Genomic DNA, 18,223 nt, shown 5'->3' on the forward strand with positions numbered 1-18,223 from the left:
TTCAAAGCCTCCTTGGCGCGAGGACGCCGCTCAAGGCCATCCCGCATGAGAGCCATTCAATTTGCTGCATCGTGCTTTCGAAAAATCGGTGCCGATTTTCCGGCCGATGCAGTGGTAAAGATCAGTCTTTCACCGATATGTTTATTTTCCGTACCAGCCGTTCGGACTCCGGCCGATCGAGGTCGATCGACAAAAGACCGTTCTTCAACTCCGCCGCGATCACCCGCATGCCGTCGGCCAGCACGAAACAGCGCTGGAACTGGCGCGCGGCGATGCCGCGATGAAGAAATTCGCGCTCGGTGTCGTCGGTCTGACGGCCGCGCACGACCAGCTGGTTTTCCTCCGTGGTGACATCGAGATCGCTTTCGGCGAAACCGGCGACCGCCAATGTGATGCGCAACCTTTCGGTCTTGCCGTCGGCGCCGCTGAGGCGTTCGATGTTGTAGGGAGGGTAGCTGTCGCCGGATTTCGCCAAGCGTTCCAGGGTCTTTTCCATGGCGTCGAAACCAAGGAGAAGCGGGCTGGAAAAGGGCGTCATTCGGCTCATGTTACATTGTCCTCTCAAGAGCGACATAAAGTGGAAAAACCCAGATGGCATTTTTCCCGATGGCCTTGATATGGTCCGCCCCGCGACCAAGTTCAAGCCGTCAACAGACCCGCCCAAAAAGACCAGGCCGTGGACTCACAGGAATGATCGGCATGGCGCTTGAAACGGCGAGCAGATGCAAGGAGAAGCGCGCAGGTCGGGGATCGTCTTCCCCGGTCGAGCGGTTCGGCATGGCAGCTCGCGGCCGCTTCGGCGTCATTTGGATGTTTCGATCGGATCGGTTCAAGCCCACGACCTCGCCAAACAAGGAATTGAAATGCCCCAGTCACGCAAGATCATCATCGACACGGATCCCGGTCAGGATGATGCCGTCGCCATATTGCTGGCGCTCGGCAGCTCCGAACTGGAGATCGTCGGCATATCAGCCGTTGCCGGAAACGTGCCGCTGAAGCTTACCGAAAAGAATGCCCGCAAGATCTGCGAGTTGGCTGGCCGTCCGGACATCAAGGTCTATGCCGGCGCCATCCGGCCCCTGATGCGCGAATTGGTCACCGCCGAGGAAGTGCATGGCAAGACCGGTCTCAACGGACCGCAACTGCCCGAACCGACGATGAAGCTGCAGGACCAGTACGCGGTCGATTTCATCGTCCAGACGCTGATGAGCGAAGAAAGCGGCACGATCACGCTTTGCGCGCTCGGCCCGCTCACCAACATTGCGCTGGCGCTGATCCGCGAGCCGCGCATCGCACCACGCATCAAGGAAATCGTGCTGATGGGCGGCGGCTTCTTCGAAGGCGGCAACGTCACCCCGACCGCCGAATTTAACATCTATGTCGATCCGCAGGCCGCCGATGTCGTGCTCAAATCCGGCATCCCGATCGTGATGATGCCGCTCGATGTCACCCATAAGGCGCTGACCACTGCCAAGCGCACGCAAACCTTCCGCACGCTCGGCACCAAGGTCGGCACCGCCACCGCCGAGATGCTGGAGTTCTTCGAGCGCTTTGACGAGGAGAAATACGGCACCGACGGCGGCCCGCTGCACGACCCTTGCGTCATCGCCTATCTGTTGAAGCCGGACCTGTTCAAGGGCCGCAACTGCAACGTCAGCGTGGAAACGGCCTCCGAGCTCACCATGGGCATGACCGTGATCGACTGGTGGGGCGTCACCAAACGGCCGAAGAACGCCATGGTGATGCGCGACATCGACCATGACGGCTTTTTCGCGTTGCTGGTGGAGAGGCTGGGGCGGCTGTAGGTTCTTCCTTCTCCCCGTTCACGGGGAGAAGGTGCCGGCAGGCGGATGAGGGGCGGCACAAACGTTAATATTTTGTCTGCAGACCCGGCGTTGCCCCTCACCCGATCGCTTCGCGACCACGCTCTCCCCGTAAACGGGGCGAGGGAAGAGGCGCACCTTACTTCGCCTTTGAAAACGCCAACCACAGGCCGCCGCCGACCATGAAGCTGCCGCTGATCCTCGACAAAAGTTTTATGCGGCCGGCCGACAACAGGCGCCCGGCGCGGCCGGCGGCCAGCGCATAGGTCGAATCCGAGAAGGCGGCGAAGATCATGGCGGTCAGGCCCATGATGGCGATCTGCAGCGAGTAGTTGCCTTGCGGCGAAATGAACTGCGGAAAGAAGGCGCCGAAAAAAATCAGCGTCTTGGGATTGCTGAGCGCCACCAGCAAGCCCTGCAGGAAGAAGCCGCCGCGTGGCTTTCTCGCTGTTCCATCGGCATTCAGCGTGCCTTTGGAACGGAACATCTGCACACCCATCCAGATCAGATAGGCGGCGCCGATCAGCCTGACCCACTCGAACCAGTGGCCCATGCCTGCGATCAGCGTGTTGAGGCCGATGCCGACGATGGCGATCATCACGGCAAGCCCGGCCTGCGTGCCGGCGACATTGGCGAGGCCGGCGCGCGAGCCATGGCGAATGCTGTTGGCGATGATCAGCGTGACCGTCGGACCGGGCACCAGGATGATAACGATGCAAGCGAGGACATAGGCAGCGTAGAGTTCGAACGACATGATTTTTCCCCAGGAATACCGCCGAGGCGGCGCGGTTGAGGGTAATCAATGCATAGCAGCGCAGCCGGTGCAAGCCGCTACCTAGCGCCCTGCGACACGCCAGTCCGCCCGGTTCAGGCGCCGGCCTGCCAGGGCAGTGTAGCCTCATAGGCCGCCGCCGCCTTGAGTACGGCGAGGTCGCCGCGCGGCCGCCCGATCAGCTGCATGCCCATCGGCCGGCCCCGGTCGTCGAAGCCGACCGGCACGTTGACCGCCGGGCAGCCGCCTAGGGTCGCGAAGGCGGAAACCTGCATCCAGCGGTGGTAGCTGTCCATTGCGCGTCCGGCGACCTCACGGGGCCAATGCGTGCCTATGTCGAAGGGGAAGACCTGCGCCGTCGGCAGCGCAATCAGGTCATAGCGGTCGAAGAGCGACAGCAGCTTGAGATGCCAGGATGTGCGGGTCACGGAGGCGGCGCGGATCTGCGGCGCCGTCAGCCGCATTGCATTCTCCACTTCCCAGATGGCTTCCGGCTTGAGCAGGCCGCGTTTCGCAGGATCGTCATAGTGGGTTTTGAGCGCGCAGCCGCTGCTGGCTTGGCGCAGCGTGACGAAGGCCCGCCACAGCGCTTCGAAATCGAAATCCGGCAGCAGCGGCTCGGTCAGGAACGATGCCTTCGCAAAGCGGCCAAGTGCTGCCTCGCACAGGCCGAGAATGCCTGTTTCAACCGGCAGATGACCGTGGAGGTCACCGAGCCAGGCGATGCGGCCACCAGTTGCCGGTATTCCAAGCCCTTCGAGGAACGAGCCGGGTTTCTCGTAGGACAATGGCGCGTGCGGGTGGTAACCGGCCTGCACATCGAGCAGCAGCGCCATGTCACGGACGTTGCGGCCCATCGGCCCGTCGACGCCCATCTGCGCATGGAAGACTTCGAAATCGGGTCCGCCGGGAACAAGTCCTTGCGACGGGCGGAAGCCAAAAACATTGTTCCAGGCGGCCGGGTTGCGCAGCGAGCCGCCGAAGTCGCTGCCATCGGCGACGGGCACCATGTCGAGCGCCAGGGCCACCGCCGCGCCGCCGCTCGAGCCGCCGGCGGTCAGGGCCGGATCGAAGGCGTTCAGCGTCGGCCCGAACACGGCATTGTAGGTGTTGGAGCCAAGCCCGAATTCGGGGACGTTGGTCTTTCCGATGATGATGGCGCCGGCATTGCGGATACGCTCGACGAAGAAATCGTCTTCCTGCGGCACGAAATCGGCGAAGATCGGCGAGCCGAAGGAGGTCCTGAGGCCCGTGGTCGAGGCGAGATCCTTGATGGCGATGGGCAGGCCGAAGAGCGGCCCCGCCGCTTCGGCTCGCGACGGGCTGGCATCGGCCGCATCGGCTTCGCGCAGGATATCGGCGCGATCGCGCAAGGAGACGATGGCGTTGACCAGCGGATTGACCGCCTCGATGCGGTCGAGGAATGCCGCCACCACCTCGCGCACGGAAAGCTCTCTCTCCCGGATCGCGCCGGCGAGTTCGACCGCGGACAGGCGGCAGATGTCGCCTGCCGGCGGCACGGCATGCTTCGTTTGAGGACGCAGCATTTTAACGGGTTTCCTGCAGCGCCTGATCGACGTCTTTGGCGAGCGGGATCGCCGGTTGGGCGCCAGGCTTCAGGCAGGCCAGCGAGCCGGCCGCGCCGGCGCGCGCCAGCGCCTGTTCGAGCGTGAGGCCCGACGACAGGCTGGCGGCGAAATAGCCGCAGAACGTGTCGCCGGCGCCGACCGTGTCGACAGGGGTGATCTTGCGCGCAGGAACGGCCAGGAACTCGGTCGATGTCGCCGCCAGCACGCCGTCGCCGCCGAGCGTGACGACGACGGTGCGGCCGGTCTTTCCGGCAAAGTCGCGCATGCGGGCCGCCCGGTCGCGGCCTTGCAGCGACAGCGCTTCGCCATAGAGGTCGAACTCGGTTTCGTTGGCGACGACATAGTCGGCCTTGTCGAGAAAGCCGGCTGCCTGCCCCTGGAAAGGGGCGGTGTTGAGCACGGTGATGGCGCCGGCCGCCCTTGCCTGGTCGAGGGCGGCATCGACGGTGCCCAGCGGAATCTCATTTTGCAGCAGCACGACGTCGCCTTTTTTCAGAAAGGCCTTGGAGAGATCGCCGGGCACTACGGAAGCGTTGGCGCCCGGCACCACGGCGATGATGTTCTCGCCGTCGTCGGCGACCATGATCAGTGCCGTGCCGGTCGAGGCGTGAGTCTCGGCAACGCCGGACAGGTCGACCTTGCCGTCGCGCAGCAATGCCAGTGCCTCGGCGGCGAAGCTGTCCCTGCCGACGGCGCCGACCATGCGCACCGAGGCGCCGGCGCGTGCGGCGGCCAGCGCCTGGTTGGCGCCCTTGCCCCCGGGCGCGGTGGTGAAGGCCGAGCCGCCTACCGTCTCGCCGGGGCTAGGCAAGCGGTCGACCTTGGCAATAAGGTCGAGGTTGATCGAACCGATGACGATAATCAAGCAAGGCCTCCTGGCAACGCAAATTCAAATGTCGGAGCATCCTTGTGCGTCCAAGCGAACCCAGGTCGTTCCGATTGCGCGGAAGCTAACCTGTAAGGCCGCGGCTTGCCAGACCACGCGCATGGTCCAGCCCGATTTGGGGTGTCGTGGCCTTATTCGCAGCGCAGGGTGACCGTGCCCTGATAGTTGCCGGCGGGAAAGATACCGCTCGACCTGGTGGCGGTGAGGTCGACCTGCATCGTGTGGGTGCCGTTGGCAACCCTCTGCGGCACACTTCCGTTGACATCTGCCCCCGAGCCATCGAGGCGGAAGACCGAAGCGAAGGTCACGTTGGTGCCGCCGCCGCTCGGCGCGGACGAGAATGCGGCAGGCGCCGGCGCCGAAACCGAATAGCAGTCAAGCAAATTAAGTATCGAGCACAACAGGGAGCTTGCCACCACGGTGGCGCTGGCGCTCGATCCGCCTGCCTGTTTGGAGCCCAGTATGCTGATGGCGGGATTGGCCTTCATCGTTCCGGACGCCCCGACCATGATGGTGCAGGTGCCGATGATCGCCGCCTGCACCGGAAGGCAGGAACCGGCAAGTGCTGCCATCGCAAGCAGCGCGCGACTACTGCTTCTTCTTTTTCTTGCCATCACCACTTCCGGTCCTGATGCTCCAGCCTTCGTTGGCCCACCCCGGTGACGCGGCCGTGGAAGTGCTGGCAGCCACGCTCGCCGTCTGGCCGTCGGCGCCGAGGCCCATTTTGAGGAGCTTCAGTTCCAACTGCAGGCGCTCGACCTCAAGCTCATAGAGACGGCTGCAATCGACGCGCTTCGGCGTGCGCCCGATCGGGATCACCACCCGACCATAGGTGGCAACGCTGTTGTCCGACTGGCTGTTGCCTCTGATAACGCCGAGATCGACATAAGCGCCGGAACCGGAGACGGCGGAACGGCAAGTGGTACCGTCCGCGGCATGGACCTCGTCCTGGCCCTGGGGCAAGGTGACGCCGGGCAGGTTGAAGCCGCTCTCATTCTGGTTAAGGTTGTAGACGTCCTCGGCCCCGGCCGGCGACGCACCCGCCCAAGCAGCCGCGAGCGCCAGTGTCAGGACTTGCGGCGCCCAAAAAACTTTCCGCATATCTGTGCCCTTATCTGCGTCTGTTGATTGGGAAAGGGGATGCTTTCGGTACAGATACGCACTTTACGCTCGGCAGCGCCGTCAAAAGGCACAACCACAAGGACAGAACGGGAGGCCTGGGAAGCCAGCTGGAATATATCTGGAGAGATTCTGGCATCTACCGGCTGAAAATCCTGATCGTAGACATGGATTTCGACCCGGATCTTCCGGTCGTAGGGATTGGCGGGGAAGACGCGAACCGCGAAGACGTCGGTGAAGCTGTTGATCTCGCCACGCATCGGCGACATCGACTGGGCCTTGGCGGCAATGGGCGCCAATCCGACGGCCAGTGCCGTCGCCAGGATTCGAGCATGTTTCACGACCCCCTCCTTCGCTCGCGTCATTCGCAGCGCAGCGTTACCGTTGCCTGATAATTGCCGTTGGCGAAGCGATTGCTGCCGCCCTTGGTGCCGGCGAGGTGGACCGAAACGAGGTCGGCGCCGGGGGTGGTGATGCTGCTTGCCGAGCCGGTCTCACCGATGGCATGCGCGCCGGCGGCTGAGTAGGTGGGCGTCCAGGTCGTCGACGTGCTGTCTGCCGATGGCACCGTCATGGTGGTGACCGGGTCGACACTCAGCGACACACCTCCGGTCGTCGTCAGCGTCACGGTTCCAGCCGAGCCGCCGCTGTTGTGCGAACTGAGGGACTGGAGATCGGGGCTGGCCGTCATCGTGCCGTTGGTGGCAACAACAAGTGTGCAGGTGGGCGCGATCGTACCATTGAATATGACATTCTGCGTCGTGGCCAGCGCGGCCTCGTCGATGCTGGCAACCAGCAGAGCTGCGCCGCAGACGGCGCGAAACAACGTCATCGGGACCTCCTATCAAGCCGGATCGTCCGGATTAACATGGGGTATCATCACTTTATCGTGGTTAATTTAGAGTTACCTAAAATAAAGGCTCAAAATAACAATTACAGGAACCGGAGGTTGTCCTCGGTTGCAAAGGCGAAAACCACAGTGGAAATCGCGCTTATACTTAATAACGCCGGCATACCCATGGTTTTCTTCCTAATATCGAAAAAAACCGATATTACGATACCTGCCCGGCTTCCCAGCCCAGAATGGCGCGCTTGCGGGTCAGGCCCCAGTGATAGCCGGTGAGGTCGCCTGATTTACCGATGGCGCGGTGACAAGGCACCACGAAAGAGAGCGGATTGGCGCCGTTGGCCGCACCGACCGCACGGCTGGCGGACGGTGCGCCGATGCTGGCCGCAATCGAGGAATAGGTGCGGGCCTTACCCATCGGGATCTTGAGCAGCGCCTCCCAGACGCGAACCTGGAAGTCGGTGCCGATCATGACGACATGCAGCGGCTGGTCGGGGCGCCACAGCGCCGGGTCGAAGATACGGGCGGCATAGGGGCCGGTAGCAATCATGTCCTCGACATAAATGGCGTTCGGCCAGCGGCTGGACATGTCGGCGAAGGCGGCGCGTTCCTCGCCGGGGTCGCTGAAGGCGAGGCCGGCGAGTCCGCGCTCGGTGGCCATGATCAGGGCGGTGCCGAACGGCGAGGAATGGAAGCCGTAGCGGATGATGAGCCCGGCGCCGCGTGTCTTGTAGTCGCCCGGCGACATCGCCTCATGCGTGACGAACAGGTCATGCAGCCGGCCCGGGCCGGACATGCCCAGTTCAAACGAGGTCTCGAGCAGCGGCATGCCGGAATCGAGCAGCCTGCGCGCATGGTCCAGTGTCACCGCCTGCAGGAAGGCCTTGGGCGACAGGCCGGCCCAGCGGGTGAAGAGTTTTTGCAAGCCGGTTGGCGTCTCGCCGACCTCCTCGGCCAGTTCTTCAAGGGAAGGCTGATCACGATAGTCGAGACTGATCTTCTCGATGGCACGGCGCACGATTTCGTAGTCGCTGCCTTCAGGCGTGATGTCCTTTTTGAGGACCGCGGTGTGTGTGCTCATGGAACTGTCTCCTTGAGCCGGAATATCGCCCCTCGGGGCGTCGATCGCCACCCGAAACTTGCTTTCTTGCGGCGCATACCCAGATGGACACAGGATTCGAGCCCTGGAGTCGCTCGTGGCTGGCTCAGCGTGCCTTGGCGGTCGCCAGCGCCCGCGAAAAGGCGGCGGCAAAACTCTCGCGGGAATCGGGGTCCAGGAAGGATCCGATCGGCACGTTCTGCCCTTGGCCTTCCACCGTCATCCCTGTGATGCCGATCTCGGCGTGACGGGCCACCGAAAACCGCGCCCAGAACGGATTGAAGCGATGCGCTTCCGATTTCCCCGAGGGGGCTGTCTTGCGGATGTCGAGGCTGGTGCGCGAGACCGAGACTTCTTCGCGGGCACGAGCGGCACGATAGTTGATGCGAAAGGCGATGTAGACGGCGGCCACGTCGAGGCCGAAGAAGCCGAACACCGGCCAGGCGCCGCGCGACAGGAAAAACGCGCCTGTCACAAGCCAGCCGAACAGCAGCGCGCCCATCAGGACGAAGAATCCTGTCCGGCCCAGAGACCGGTGCGGGGTGAGTAGCGCCTGAAAGAATGGCTCGTCGGCCTGAAACGAGGCGTTTGTGTCGGTCATGAGGGGATATTATAGGAGGGAAATGGCAAGCCCCAAGTCCAAAGATTCTTCCCTTTCCAAAAAAGAGCTGTTGCCCGCACGACACGGCGGGTCGAACGCCAAGCCCCGTCCGCGGCCTGTGCGCCCCACTTCGCGCTACAGCCCGGCCGAAGTGCACGAGATATTCCGGCGCTTTTCCGTCCAGCGGCCCGAGCCGAAGGGCGAGCTCGAACATGTCAACGCCTTCACGCTGCTGGTCGCGGTGGTGCTGTCGGCGCAAGCGACGGATGCCGGCGTCAACAAGGCGACGCGGGCGCTGTTCAAGGCCGCCGATACGCCGCACAAGATGCTGGCGCTGGGGGAGGCAAGGGTCGGCGAATATATCCGCACCATCGGGCTGTGGCGCAACAAGGCGAAGAATGTGATTGCGCTGTCGCAGGCGCTGATCCGCGACCATGGCGGCGAGGTACCCGACAGTCGCGATGAATTGGTCAAGCTGCCCGGGGTCGGGCGCAAGACCGCCAATGTCGTGCTCAACATGGCCTTCGGCCAGCACACGATGGCGGTCGACACGCACATTCTCCGCATAGGCAACCGGCTCGGGCTGGCGCCCGGCAAGACACCGGAACAGGTCGAGCAGGGATTGTTGAAGATCATTCCGGACGAATATATGCGCCATGCACATCACTGGCTGATCCTGCATGGCCGCTACGTCTGCAAGGCGCGCAAGCCGGATTGCCCGGCCTGCGTCATCGCCGACATCTGCAAGGCCGAGGTCAAGACGACCGATGTGCCAGCACCGCTGGTGCCGATCGCACCGCTCGATCCTGTCGAAGAGATCCAGGACCGAAGCGGAACGACGACGTAGTTCAACTCTCCTCCACAAACACCTCTTCGCGCTTTTTCTTGACCGCCGGCAGGAAGACGATGACGAGCACGGCGAGCGCGATGAGCAGCAGGCCGGCGCTGATCGGTCTCGTCACGAAGGTGCTTGGGTCGCCGCGCGAGAGGATCATGGCGCGGCGCAGGTTTTCCTCGAGCAGCGGGCCGAGCACGAAGCCGAGCAGCAGCGGTGCCGGTTCGCAGCGCAGCTTGGTCAGGAGGTAGCCGAGGAAGCCGAAGAAGGCGACGGCGTAGAGGTCGTAGACGTTGCTGTTGACGCTGTAGACGCCGATCGAGCAGAACGCCATGATGATCGGGAAAAGCACGTAGTAGGGGATCGTCAGCAGCTTCACCCAAAGCCCGATCAGCGGCAGGTTGAGGATGATCAGCATCAGATTGCCAATCCACATCGAGGCGATGATGCCCCAGAACAGCGCCGGCTGTTCGGTCGCGACATTGGGGCCGGGCACGATGCCCTGGATGATCATGGCGCCGATCATCAGCGCCATGACCGGGTTGGCTGGAATGCCGAGCGTCAGCATCGGGATGAAGGAGGTCTGCGCACCGGCATTGTTGGCCGATTCCGGTCCGGCGACGCCTTCGATGGCGCCCTTGCCGAACTCCTGCGGGTTTTTCGAGACGCGTTTTTCGACCGTGTAGGACGCAAAAGCTGCCAGGATCGCGCCGCCTCCCGGCAGGATGCCGAGCGCCGAACCGATGATTGTTCCGCGCACGATGGGCGCTGCCATGCGCCGAAAGTCCTCGCGGGTCGGCATAAGGCCGGTGACCTTGCGGATCATCACGGAACGCTCATCCTCGTTTTCGAGGTTGCGCAGGATCTCGGCGACGCCAAAGACGCCGACCGCCACCGCAACGAAATTCAATCCGTCGGCATATTCCCGGATTCCAAGCGTGAAGCGCGGCGTGCCGGTGTAGATGTCGGTGCCGACAATGCCGAGCAGCAGGCCGAGCACGACCATGGCCAGCGCCTTGACGATAGAGCCGTGGGCGAGCGCGACGGACGAAACCAAGCCGACGATCATCAGCGAAAAATACTCGGCCGCGCCGAATTTCAGCGCGATCGCCGTCAGCGGCGGGGCAAAGATGGCGACGAGGAACGTCGACACCGTGCCGGCAAAGAACGAGCCGATGGCCGCGATCGCGAGGGCCGCTCCGGCGCGGCCGTTCCTGGCCATCTGGTAGCCGTCGATCGCGGTGACGGCGGACGAGGATTCGCCCGGCATGTTGATGAGAATGGCGGTGGTCGAGCCGCCATATTGGGCACCGTAATAGATGCCGGCGAGCATGATGAGGGAGGAAACCGGGTCGCCGATCTGGAAGGTGATCGGCAAAAGCATGGCGATGGTCGCGGTGGCGCCGATGCCGGGCAGGACGCCGATCAGCGTGCCGAGAAGGACGCCGATCAGGCAGAAACCGAGGTTGGTCAGCGACGTCGCCGTCGAAAAACCGAGCGCGAGGTTGTCGAGCAGATCCATGCTCATCGCCTCACGACACCAACCATGGGGCCAGCCACGGGCCGAAGCGGCGGAACGGCAGGCCGAGCGCGTAGCTGAAGACGAGGTACGCAAACAATGTCAGGCCGGCCGACAGCACGAGCGCGGTCAACGGCTTCATGCGGCGGCTGGCAAACGACGCGATCAACGCCGTCAGGAAGATCGACGGGATGAAGCCGAGGCCGCGCACCGTCAGGCCGAAGAAGATCGGAGCAGGCAGGATGAGCAGCATGCCGCGCCACGCAATATACCCGATTGCTTCGCCCCCGACGCGTACGGCCTGGACGAGAATGACGGCGCCAAGCAGGATCAGCACGATCGCCAGGACCAGCGGAAAATAGCCTGGACCCATGCGCAAGGCGGTGCCGATTTCGAGGCCGAGCGATTGCAGCGCGAACCATGCGCCGAAACCGATGAACAGGGCGGCGCACAGGCCGTTGGCCCTGTCGATCGCGAAAGGGTTCATGATGGTTCTCCCAAGCCCGCAGTGGCTAGCGGATGCCGAGCGAACAGGGGCGCGCTGGTGGCGCCCCTGTTCAAACCTCAGTCGGCGTACTGGCCGGCGGCTTCGATGATCGGCTTCCAGCGCGCGATCTCGCTTTCCAGCTTGGCCTTCAGTGCGGCGGGCGTCGCATCGGCCTCGGGCGACGGCTTGGTGCCGAGTTCGGCGAAGCGGGCCGCGACGTTCTGGTCCTTCAGCGCGACCTGCAGCGATTTCGACAGGCGTTCGGTGATCCCGGCCGGCGTGCCCTTGGGTGCATAGAGACCGTGCCAGATGCCGACCTGAACTTCGGGAAGGCCGCCTTCCACCGTCGTCGGCACGTCTTTCAGCACATCGAGGCGCTCCGGCGAGGTGACGGCATAGGCCTTGATGGTGCCGCCCTGGATCTGCTTGGTGGTGTTGGTCGTCTGGTCGCACATGATGTCGACCTGGCCGCCGAGGAGATCGGTCATGGCCGGGCCGGTGCCCTTGTAGGGTACGGTGACCAGCGGCGTCTTGATGGCGCTCATGAACAGCATGCCGCACAGATGCGAGGCCGCACCGATGCCGGCATTGGCGACGGTTATGGAATCCTTGTTGGCCTTGGCGTACTCCACCAACCCCTTGAGATCGGTCGGCTCCAGGTCCTTGCGGCCGACGATGGTCATCGGCACCTCGGTGACGAGGCCGACATATTCGAAGGCGTTCAGCGTGTCGTAGGCGAGCTTTCTGTACAGCGTCGCACTTGTCGCCATGCCGATGTGATGGAGCAGCAGCGTATAGCCGTCAGGCTCGGCGTTGGCGACGCGGCCGGCACCCAGCGTGCCGCCGGCACCGCCGACATTTTCGACGATGACCTGCTGGCCGAGATCCTTCGACATCGCTTCGGCGACGAGGCGCGTGACCGTGTCGGTCGGGCCGCCGGCCGCAAACGGCACCACAACGGTGATGGTGCGTTCGGGATAGGTCTGCGCGCCGGCAGTGAACCCATAAAGCGTGACGGCCGCGGCAGCAGCCAGAGTGGCGACAAATCTTCTCATCGTGATCTCCTCCCAATACGTAAATCTCCAACCGCTGTGCGGGGTCCTCTCAACACCCTGCAGATGGAGCAACAACTAGCGCAAATTAACAGATTGCAACCGGAGGCAAACGGCAAACTGCTGATCGGCCCTATCCTAAGTAGCCGTAGCCGCGCGCCATCGCCGCCGCGAAGACCGGGATGAGCAGGAAGATGAAAGCTTCGGCGCGGATATAGGTCTTCACGGACGCAAGTTCGGTCGCCGGCACCTGGAACGAGGCATTGCCGCTCGCCTGCCTGTTCCAGGATATGAAGCGGACGGTCGGGATGATCGACAGCAGGCCGACCACGATGAACGCCGCTATCTTGGCCCAGAACACCCAGTTGTAGACGTAGAATTCCCAGCCCTTGAGGCCATAGAAGACGCGGCCGATGCCGACGACGATGATCAGCGCGGCGATGACGCCGTAATGGCGGTCGATGCCGGCGAGCCTCTTGAGCGTCGCAGCACCCAGATCGCCGCGGATCAGGACGAATTCGGCGCCGATGATTCCCGCCAGCGAAAACACCAGCAGATGATGGAAGATCGCAAGCGCAAGATCGGTGGTGTCCATGCTCTTCCCCGGGTTTGACGGCGCCAATGCGCGCTTGAAAGTCGCGCTGGCAGGTGTTGAAATCGGCCTGCGGTGAAAAATAACACCGTCTCGCAAAATTCCCATAGCGGCGCCTGGATGATGGGCCGTGTTGCCCTGGCCCCTTGCGCCGCATCGGCGATTTGCTAATCGCTGGCGATCCGTGCGAGGCAGATCCCATGAACAATCCACAAGCGACCAGCGCTCCTGTCATCGAAACGAAGCGAACCATCCTGCGGGCACACCGGCTGGACGATTTCGACGCCTATGCCGCGATGTGGACCGATCCAGTGGTCACCCGTTTCATCGGGGGCAAGCCGCGCACGCGCGAAGAGAGCTGGATGCGCTTCCTGCGTCACGCCGGCCTGTGGTCGCTGCTCGGCTATGGCTTCTGGGCGATCGAGGAGAAGGCGACCGGGCGCTTCATCGGCGAGGCCGGGTTTCACGATCTGAAGCGCGACATGGAACCATCGATCGAAGGCATTCCCGAGGCCGGGTGGGCGCTGGTTCCGGCCGTGCACGGGGCGGGCTTCGCCACCGAGGTGGTTGCCCGCGTCCTGGCGTGGGGCGAAGCGATTTTCGGGCGCGAGAAGACCGTCTGCATCATCGATCCGGAAAACGGCGCTTCGCTGAGGGTGGCTGCCAAGTGCGGTTACCGGGAAGTGGTGAAGACCACCTATCATGACACTCCGACCATCCTGCTGGCGCGGTGACCTGAGCGGCGAGGCTGCCCGCTGCCGGCGCCGGCATGATGGCGCCTGTCGCCAGCAATGATGACGAGGCGGGCCCCGCCAAGAACCGCCGTGTGGTTCTGGTCAAATTGACCCTGAGCGAGCCTTCCAACCGGGACGCATTCTACGGCATGGCGTCCGCTGCCAGGCTTGCCCGCTCCAGCATGGAGGCGTCCTCGCCGAAGGCGCGGGTGGCGCGGGCCGCCGCCTCGAGCAGCGGACGCTTCATGCGCTGCAGAAATGCCGCGTCGACGCGCGTGCTGGGCCCAGCCAGGGTCAAGGCGCCGAGCAGGACGCCTCCTGGGCCGAACACCGGCGCCGACACGCCCCCCGTCTCGGGGTCCCGGTCGCCCACGGCGAGGCAGTTGCAGGTCTTGCGGATGGTCTCGTAGGGTTCGCCCTGCTGGCCCGAAAACGCTGCGAGCACGCGGCCGCCCGAGCCCAGCAGCAAAGGCAATACGTCGCCTTCGCGTATCGTGTAGCGGATCGGGTGCTTGGATTCGACGCGGTAGAGACAGGTGCGGACATCGCCCGAGCGAACATAGAAGGCAACGCTCTCCCAGCTTCGCTCGGAAAGATCGCGCATGATCGGCAGCAGGATATCGACCGCCACGACCGAACGCTGGTAGAGCGCACCGAGCCGAAAGGTCGCGGGTCCGACGCGGTAGCGCCCGTTGTCGAGGCGCTCGAGCAATCGTCCGCGCAAAAGGGAATTCGCAAGCCGCAGGATGGTGCTCTTGTAGAGGCCGGTGCGCGCCGCGATTTCGGCCAGGCTGAGCGACCGGTCATCCGTGGTGAAGGCATCGAGGATGGCAATGGCCCGATCAAGCGCGGCAACACCGTCCGCCGAGGTGCGATCTATTTCCCCATTTGCCGATTTGCTTGGCGAGTCCATGGCGGTTCCAGTTTGAAGAAAGCCGAGCACGCGACTCTGTCGCGCCGCCAAATCGTTCTGTCCAGTAGAATATCGTTTCCGTTGACAGAACTCCGTAACATCTGCTTGAAATCGATGACGGGTCTGGATGCAGGCGCGTTTTGGCGGGCACCGGAGGAGGTGTCGTGATTTGGAGGAATCCCCATGCTGAACAGACGCAGATTTTTGATGAGCACCGCAGCCGTGGGTGCCGGGCTGATGACGTCGCATCTTTCTCCCGCTTTCGCCGAAGGCGCGCCCCAGATACAGCTCTTCGTGCCTGCCGCACCCGGTGGTGGCTGGGACCAGACGGCGCGCACGATCGACCAGGTGCTGCGCAGTGAAAAGCTCATCTCGGGTTCGCAGATCACCAATGTCGGCGGCGCCGGCGGCACTGTCGGGCTGCCGCAATTCATCAGCCAGTGGAACGGCAAAGGCAATTCCCTGATGGTTGCCGGCATGGTCATGGTTGGCGCCATCATTGCCAACAAGGCCGCGAACAATCTGACGCAAGTCACCCCGATCGCCCGCCTCACCGGCGAGTTCGAGGCCTTGGTCGTGCCGGCGGAGTCGCCGTTCAAGACGGCCGCTGATTTCGTCGCCGCGCTCAAGGCCGATCCGACAAAAGTTCCCGTCGCCGGCGGCTCCGCCGGCGGTTCGGATCACATCCTGTTCGGCTTGATTGCCAAGACGGTCGGCGTGCCGGCGACAAACCTGTCCTACGTGCCGTTCGCCGGCGGCGGTGAGGCATTGTCGGCGCTGCTCGGCAACCAGGTCGCGGCCGGCATCTCCGGCTTTGGCGAGTTCTCCGAGCAGGTCAAGGCGGGCGCGCTGCGGCTGCTCGCCATCTCGGCAGACAAGCGCCAGGACGGCATCGATGCGCCGACGCTGAAGGAGGCCGGCATCGATGTCGAGCTGTTCAACTGGCGCGGCGTCTTCGCACCGCCGGGCATTTCCGACGCCGACAAGGCGGCGATGGTCACAATGATCGAGACCATGGCCAAGAGCGATGCATGGGCAACCGAGTGCAAAAACCGCAACTGGACGCCCATCCTTTTGACTGGCGACGACTACGCAAAATTCCTCACCGAGGACACGGCCCGCATCACCGCGATCCTCAAGGATCTCGGCCTCGCCTGATGTCTTCAGGGGGCGGTTAGAGTGCCGCCCCCTTCCCATCTCGCCTGCCGCATGGACATATGATGCGGCGAAACTGCGGATGCGGTCGGCTGGAGGATGCCGGCCACCTTGGGAGGACACCGATGAGCACCAGCGACCCTCAGGCGGCGCCCCCGCGCCTTGCCATGCCCGAATTGTTGATCGGCGTCGGGCTTCTCGCCTGCGCCGGGGCCGTAGCCTGGCAGACCTTGGCGATCCCGGTGTCGCCGCTCTATTCCAAGGTCGGGCCGACCGTCTTTCCCTATATCACCATGACCGGCATGATCGTGCTTTCGCTGCTGCTCATCCTCGCAGCGCTGCGCGGCGGCTGGCAGCCGGAGGAAGAAAAGGAAACGCCGACCGACTGGAAGGCGATGGGCATCGTCGTTATCGGGCTGGTGGCAAACCTGGTGCTGATCCAGCCGCTCGGCTTTACCGCCGCCTCGGTCATTATGTTCGTTCTGGTCTGCTACGGCTTCGGCAGCAAGCGCACACTGCGTGACGCAGTGCTCGGCCTGATCCTGGCGCTGGCCGCCTATTTCGGCTTCGCCAGGGCGCTTGGCGTCAACATCGGTGCCGGTTTCATCGAGAACCAGCTGAACACGGTCATCGATGCGTTCATCACCGTGTTGAGGGGCTGACGCCATGGAAACGCTCGGACATCTCGCACATGGCTTCTCGGTCGCCTTCACCCCGGTCAACCTTCTGTGGTGCCTGCTTGGCACCACGCTTGGCACCGCCATCGGCGTGCTGCCCGGTCTTGGGCCGGCGCTGACCATCGCGCTGCTTTTGCCGATCACCTATCAGGTGGCGCCGGAGGCATCCTTCATCCTGTTCGCCGGCATCTACTACGGCGCCATGTACGGCGGTTCGACGACGTCGATCCTGCTCAACACGCCCGGCGAAAGCGCCACCATCGTCACTGCGTTGGAAGGCAACAGGATGGCGCGTTCCGGCCGTGGCGGTGCAGCACTCGCCACGTCGGCGATCGGCTCGTTCGTCGCTGGCACGATCGGCACGATGGGCGTTGCCTTCCTGGCGCCGGTGGTGGTCAAATTCGCGCTGGCCTTCGGTCCGGCCGAATATTTCTCGCTGATGGTGCTGGCCTTCATCACCGTTTCGGCGGTGCTCGGCTCGTCGTCGGTGCGCGGCCTGACCAGCCTGTTCGCCGGCTTCGTCATCGGCATGATCGGCGTCGACCTGCAGACCGGCCAGCCGCGCTTCACCTTCGGCACGAACGAACTGCTCGATGGCGTCGATGTCATCATCGCCGCCGTTGGCCTATTTGCCGTCGGCGAGACACTGTACATGGCCTCGCGCCGCTATGCCGGCAAGGACGAGATCGTGCCGCTGAAGGGCTCGCTCTACATGACGGCAGCCGAATGGGGGCGTTCGTGGAAACCGTGGCTGCGCGGCGCTGCGATCGGCTTCCCGATCGGCGCCATGCCGGCCGGCGGTGCCGAAATCCCGACATTCCTGTCCTACGCCATCGAAAAGAAGCTGTCGAAGCACAAGGAGGAGTTCGGCACGGTCGGCGCCATCGAAGGCGTCGCCGGCCCGGAAGCCGCCAACAATGCGTCTGCAGCCGGCGTGCTGGTGCCGATGCTGACGCTCGGCCTGCCAACGTCGGCGACGGCGGCGATCATGCTGTCGGCCTTCCAGAGCTACGGCATCAATCCCGGACCGCTGCTTCTCACGACCCAGGGCGATCTCGTCTGGGGGCTGATCGCCAGCCTGTTCATCGCCAACGTCATCCTGGTCATCCTCAACCTGCCGTTGATCGGGCTGTGGGTGCGGTTGCTGAAAATCCCGGCGCCGCAGCTTTATGCCGGCATCCTGGTGTTCGCGACGGTCGGCACCTATGGTATTTCGCAGTCGCCCATCGACCTCGTCATCCTCTATCTGCTGGGAGCGGCCGGTTTCCTGATGCGGCGGTTCGATTTCCCGACCGCGCCTGTCATTATCGGCATGATCCTTGGGCCGCTCGCCGAAACCCAGTTCCGCCGGGCGATGACCATCTCGAATGGCGACTGGTCGGTGTTCTACACCCACAAGCTGTCGCTGACGCTGCTGACGCTCGCCTTCATCGGCCTCGCCGGCCCGCATATCTGGGCCTTCATCGAGCATCGGCGTCGGCGCGGACCGGAGCATGTGCCCGGCGATGCCTGATCGATCCATG

Annotated in this window: 21 protein-coding genes; 6 read left to right on the forward strand and 15 right to left on the reverse strand. The window is 63.7% G+C overall.

What is annotated here, in order from left to right; translation table 11 throughout:
• Positions 1–121: 121 nt before the first annotated feature.
• On the reverse strand, positions 122–547 hold the full coding sequence (locus tag NKI99_RS06195) for an Hsp20 family protein (RefSeq protein WP_023760739.1): 426 nt from the start codon (positions 545–547) through the stop codon (positions 122–124).
• A gap of 316 nt (positions 548–863) precedes the next feature.
• Between NKI99_RS06195 and NKI99_RS06200 the strand changes: the two genes are divergently transcribed.
• Positions 864–1,805 (forward strand): nucleoside hydrolase, encoded by a 942-nt coding sequence (locus tag NKI99_RS06200; protein WP_023812539.1) that lies wholly within the window; start codon positions 864–866, stop codon positions 1,803–1,805.
• 157 nt (positions 1,806–1,962) lie between these two features.
• Here the strand turns inward: NKI99_RS06200 and NKI99_RS06205 are convergent, their stop codons facing one another.
• The 9 genes from NKI99_RS06205 to NKI99_RS06245 form a co-directional block, all read right to left on the reverse strand.
• The gene (locus NKI99_RS06205) at positions 1,963–2,577 is read right to left on the reverse strand and encodes a LysE family translocator (protein ID WP_352554956.1); all 615 of its coding nucleotides are present in this window, start codon (positions 2,575–2,577) and stop codon (positions 1,963–1,965) included.
• 113 nt (positions 2,578–2,690) lie between these two features.
• The gene (locus tag NKI99_RS06210) at positions 2,691–4,142 is read right to left on the reverse strand and encodes an amidase (protein WP_352610186.1); all 1,452 of its coding nucleotides are present in this window, start codon (positions 4,140–4,142) and stop codon (positions 2,691–2,693) included.
• A 1-nt stretch (position 4,143) separates the two neighbouring features.
• The gene (locus NKI99_RS06215; protein ID WP_352610189.1) at positions 4,144–5,049 is read right to left on the reverse strand and encodes a ribokinase; all 906 of its coding nucleotides are present in this window, start codon (positions 5,047–5,049) and stop codon (positions 4,144–4,146) included.
• Positions 5,050–5,201: 152 nt separating this feature from the next.
• The gene (locus NKI99_RS06220) at positions 5,202–5,684 is read right to left on the reverse strand and encodes a hypothetical protein (protein ID WP_023812543.1); all 483 of its coding nucleotides are present in this window, start codon (positions 5,682–5,684) and stop codon (positions 5,202–5,204) included.
• Positions 5,659–6,171 (reverse strand): hypothetical protein, encoded by a 513-nt coding sequence (locus NKI99_RS06225; protein ID WP_023812544.1) that lies wholly within the window; start codon positions 6,169–6,171, stop codon positions 5,659–5,661. Before NKI99_RS06225 ends, NKI99_RS06220 begins: the two co-directional genes overlap by 26 nt.
• Positions 6,138–6,530 carry a hypothetical protein gene (locus NKI99_RS06230; protein WP_023812545.1) on the reverse strand — a complete coding sequence of 131 codons (393 nt, stop codon included), beginning with the start codon at positions 6,528–6,530 and terminating at the stop codon, positions 6,138–6,140. The genes NKI99_RS06225 and NKI99_RS06230 overlap by 34 nt, the downstream gene beginning before the upstream one ends.
• Before the next feature lie 20 nt (positions 6,531–6,550).
• Positions 6,551–7,021 carry a hypothetical protein gene (locus NKI99_RS06235; protein ID WP_023812546.1) on the reverse strand — a complete coding sequence of 157 codons (471 nt, stop codon included), beginning with the start codon at positions 7,019–7,021 and terminating at the stop codon, positions 6,551–6,553.
• A gap of 220 nt (positions 7,022–7,241) precedes the next feature.
• Positions 7,242–8,117: a methylated-DNA--[protein]-cysteine S-methyltransferase gene (locus tag NKI99_RS06240; protein ID WP_023812547.1), complete on the reverse strand. Its 876-nt coding sequence runs from the start codon at positions 8,115–8,117 to the stop codon at positions 7,242–7,244.
• Between the two features lie 124 nt (positions 8,118–8,241).
• Entirely contained in the window at positions 8,242–8,736 is a 495-nt protein-coding gene (locus NKI99_RS06245) for a DUF2244 domain-containing protein (RefSeq protein ID WP_352610192.1), read from the reverse strand.
• Positions 8,737–8,758: 22 nt separating this feature from the next.
• On the opposite strand from NKI99_RS06245, the gene nth reads away from it, so the two are divergent.
• A complete protein-coding gene (nth, locus tag NKI99_RS06250; RefSeq protein WP_352610195.1) occupies positions 8,759–9,583 on the forward strand; it encodes an endonuclease III in 825 nt (274 codons plus the stop codon).
• 1 nt (position 9,584) lies between these two features.
• On the opposite strand, the gene NKI99_RS06255 is transcribed toward nth, so the two are convergent.
• The 4 genes from NKI99_RS06255 to NKI99_RS06270 form a co-directional block, all read right to left on the reverse strand.
• Positions 9,585–11,093 carry a tripartite tricarboxylate transporter permease gene (locus tag NKI99_RS06255; protein ID WP_023812550.1) on the reverse strand — a complete coding sequence of 503 codons (1,509 nt, stop codon included), beginning with the start codon at positions 11,091–11,093 and terminating at the stop codon, positions 9,585–9,587.
• 10 nt (positions 11,094–11,103) lie between these two features.
• Entirely contained in the window at positions 11,104–11,577 is a 474-nt protein-coding gene (locus NKI99_RS06260) for a tripartite tricarboxylate transporter TctB family protein (protein WP_352610198.1), read from the reverse strand.
• A 77-nt stretch (positions 11,578–11,654) separates the two neighbouring features.
• Positions 11,655–12,632: a tripartite tricarboxylate transporter substrate-binding protein gene (locus NKI99_RS06265; protein WP_352440873.1), complete on the reverse strand. Its 978-nt coding sequence runs from the start codon at positions 12,630–12,632 to the stop codon at positions 11,655–11,657.
• A gap of 130 nt (positions 12,633–12,762) precedes the next feature.
• Positions 12,763–13,224 (reverse strand): DUF2214 family protein, encoded by a 462-nt coding sequence (locus NKI99_RS06270; protein WP_352610201.1) that lies wholly within the window; start codon positions 13,222–13,224, stop codon positions 12,763–12,765.
• 197 nt (positions 13,225–13,421) lie between these two features.
• On the opposite strand from NKI99_RS06270, the gene NKI99_RS06275 reads away from it, so the two are divergent.
• The gene (locus tag NKI99_RS06275) at positions 13,422–13,955 is read left to right on the forward strand and encodes a GNAT family N-acetyltransferase (protein ID WP_128303198.1); all 534 of its coding nucleotides are present in this window, start codon (positions 13,422–13,424) and stop codon (positions 13,953–13,955) included.
• Between the two features lie 142 nt (positions 13,956–14,097).
• Here NKI99_RS06275 and NKI99_RS06280 read toward each other — a convergent pair whose 3' ends face one another.
• A complete protein-coding gene (locus tag NKI99_RS06280) occupies positions 14,098–14,868 on the reverse strand; it encodes an IclR family transcriptional regulator (protein WP_023812555.1) in 771 nt (256 codons plus the stop codon).
• Positions 14,869–15,051: 183 nt separating this feature from the next.
• Between NKI99_RS06280 and NKI99_RS06285 the strand changes: the two genes are divergently transcribed.
• From NKI99_RS06285 to NKI99_RS06295, 3 genes are all read left to right on the forward strand, one after another.
• Complete coding sequence (locus tag NKI99_RS06285; RefSeq protein ID WP_128303197.1) at positions 15,052–16,026, forward strand: Bug family tripartite tricarboxylate transporter substrate binding protein; 975 nt, start codon at positions 15,052–15,054, stop codon at positions 16,024–16,026.
• Positions 16,027–16,148: 122 nt separating this feature from the next.
• Positions 16,149–16,685 (forward strand): tripartite tricarboxylate transporter TctB family protein, encoded by a 537-nt coding sequence (locus tag NKI99_RS06290; protein ID WP_127290747.1) that lies wholly within the window; start codon positions 16,149–16,151, stop codon positions 16,683–16,685.
• A 4-nt stretch (positions 16,686–16,689) separates the two neighbouring features.
• A complete protein-coding gene (locus NKI99_RS06295) occupies positions 16,690–18,213 on the forward strand; it encodes a tripartite tricarboxylate transporter permease (RefSeq protein WP_023812558.1) in 1,524 nt (507 codons plus the stop codon).
• Positions 18,214–18,223 lie beyond the last annotated feature (10 nt).

The sequence above is a fragment of the Mesorhizobium sp. M0239 genome (genome assembly GCF_040321815.1).
In the GTDB taxonomy this organism is placed as follows: domain Bacteria; phylum Pseudomonadota; class Alphaproteobacteria; order Rhizobiales; family Rhizobiaceae; genus Mesorhizobium.

What these genes read in the sequence shown, in the direction of transcription:
- NKI99_RS06195 (WP_023760739.1), bottom strand. Translation starts at nt 547, where the DNA reads ATGAGCCGAATGACGCCCTTTTCCAGCCCGCTTCTCCTTGGTTTCGAC.
- NKI99_RS06200 (WP_023812539.1), top strand. Translation starts at nt 864, where the DNA reads ATGCCCCAGTCACGCAAGATCATCATCGACACGGATCCCGGTCAGGAT.
- NKI99_RS06205 (WP_352554956.1), bottom strand. Translation starts at nt 2,577, where the DNA reads ATGTCGTTCGAACTCTACGCTGCCTATGTCCTCGCTTGCATCGTTATC.
- NKI99_RS06210 (WP_352610186.1), bottom strand. Translation starts at nt 4,142, where the DNA reads ATGCTGCGTCCTCAAACGAAGCATGCCGTGCCGCCGGCAGGCGACATC.
- NKI99_RS06220 (WP_023812543.1), bottom strand. Translation starts at nt 5,684, where the DNA reads ATGGCAAGAAAAAGAAGAAGCAGTAGTCGCGCGCTGCTTGCGATGGCA.
- NKI99_RS06225 (WP_023812544.1), bottom strand. Translation starts at nt 6,171, where the DNA reads ATGCGGAAAGTTTTTTGGGCGCCGCAAGTCCTGACACTGGCGCTCGCG.
- NKI99_RS06235 (WP_023812546.1), bottom strand. Translation starts at nt 7,021, where the DNA reads ATGACGTTGTTTCGCGCCGTCTGCGGCGCAGCTCTGCTGGTTGCCAGC.
- NKI99_RS06240 (WP_023812547.1), bottom strand. Translation starts at nt 8,117, where the DNA reads ATGAGCACACACACCGCGGTCCTCAAAAAGGACATCACGCCTGAAGGC.
- NKI99_RS06245 (WP_352610192.1), bottom strand. Translation starts at nt 8,736, where the DNA reads ATGACCGACACAAACGCCTCGTTTCAGGCCGACGAGCCATTCTTTCAG.
- nth (WP_352610195.1), top strand. Translation starts at nt 8,759, where the DNA reads ATGGCAAGCCCCAAGTCCAAAGATTCTTCCCTTTCCAAAAAAGAGCTG.
- NKI99_RS06255 (WP_023812550.1), bottom strand. Translation starts at nt 11,093, where the DNA reads ATGGATCTGCTCGACAACCTCGCGCTCGGTTTTTCGACGGCGACGTCG.
- NKI99_RS06260 (WP_352610198.1), bottom strand. Translation starts at nt 11,577, where the DNA reads ATGAACCCTTTCGCGATCGACAGGGCCAACGGCCTGTGCGCCGCCCTG.
- NKI99_RS06265 (WP_352440873.1), bottom strand. Translation starts at nt 12,632, where the DNA reads ATGAGAAGATTTGTCGCCACTCTGGCTGCTGCCGCGGCCGTCACGCTT.
- NKI99_RS06270 (WP_352610201.1), bottom strand. Translation starts at nt 13,224, where the DNA reads ATGGACACCACCGATCTTGCGCTTGCGATCTTCCATCATCTGCTGGTG.
- NKI99_RS06275 (WP_128303198.1), top strand. Translation starts at nt 13,422, where the DNA reads ATGAACAATCCACAAGCGACCAGCGCTCCTGTCATCGAAACGAAGCGA.
- NKI99_RS06280 (WP_023812555.1), bottom strand. Translation starts at nt 14,868, where the DNA reads ATGGACTCGCCAAGCAAATCGGCAAATGGGGAAATAGATCGCACCTCG.
- NKI99_RS06285 (WP_128303197.1), top strand. Translation starts at nt 15,052, where the DNA reads ATGCTGAACAGACGCAGATTTTTGATGAGCACCGCAGCCGTGGGTGCC.
- NKI99_RS06290 (WP_127290747.1), top strand. Translation starts at nt 16,149, where the DNA reads ATGAGCACCAGCGACCCTCAGGCGGCGCCCCCGCGCCTTGCCATGCCC.
- NKI99_RS06295 (WP_023812558.1), top strand. Translation starts at nt 16,690, where the DNA reads ATGGAAACGCTCGGACATCTCGCACATGGCTTCTCGGTCGCCTTCACC.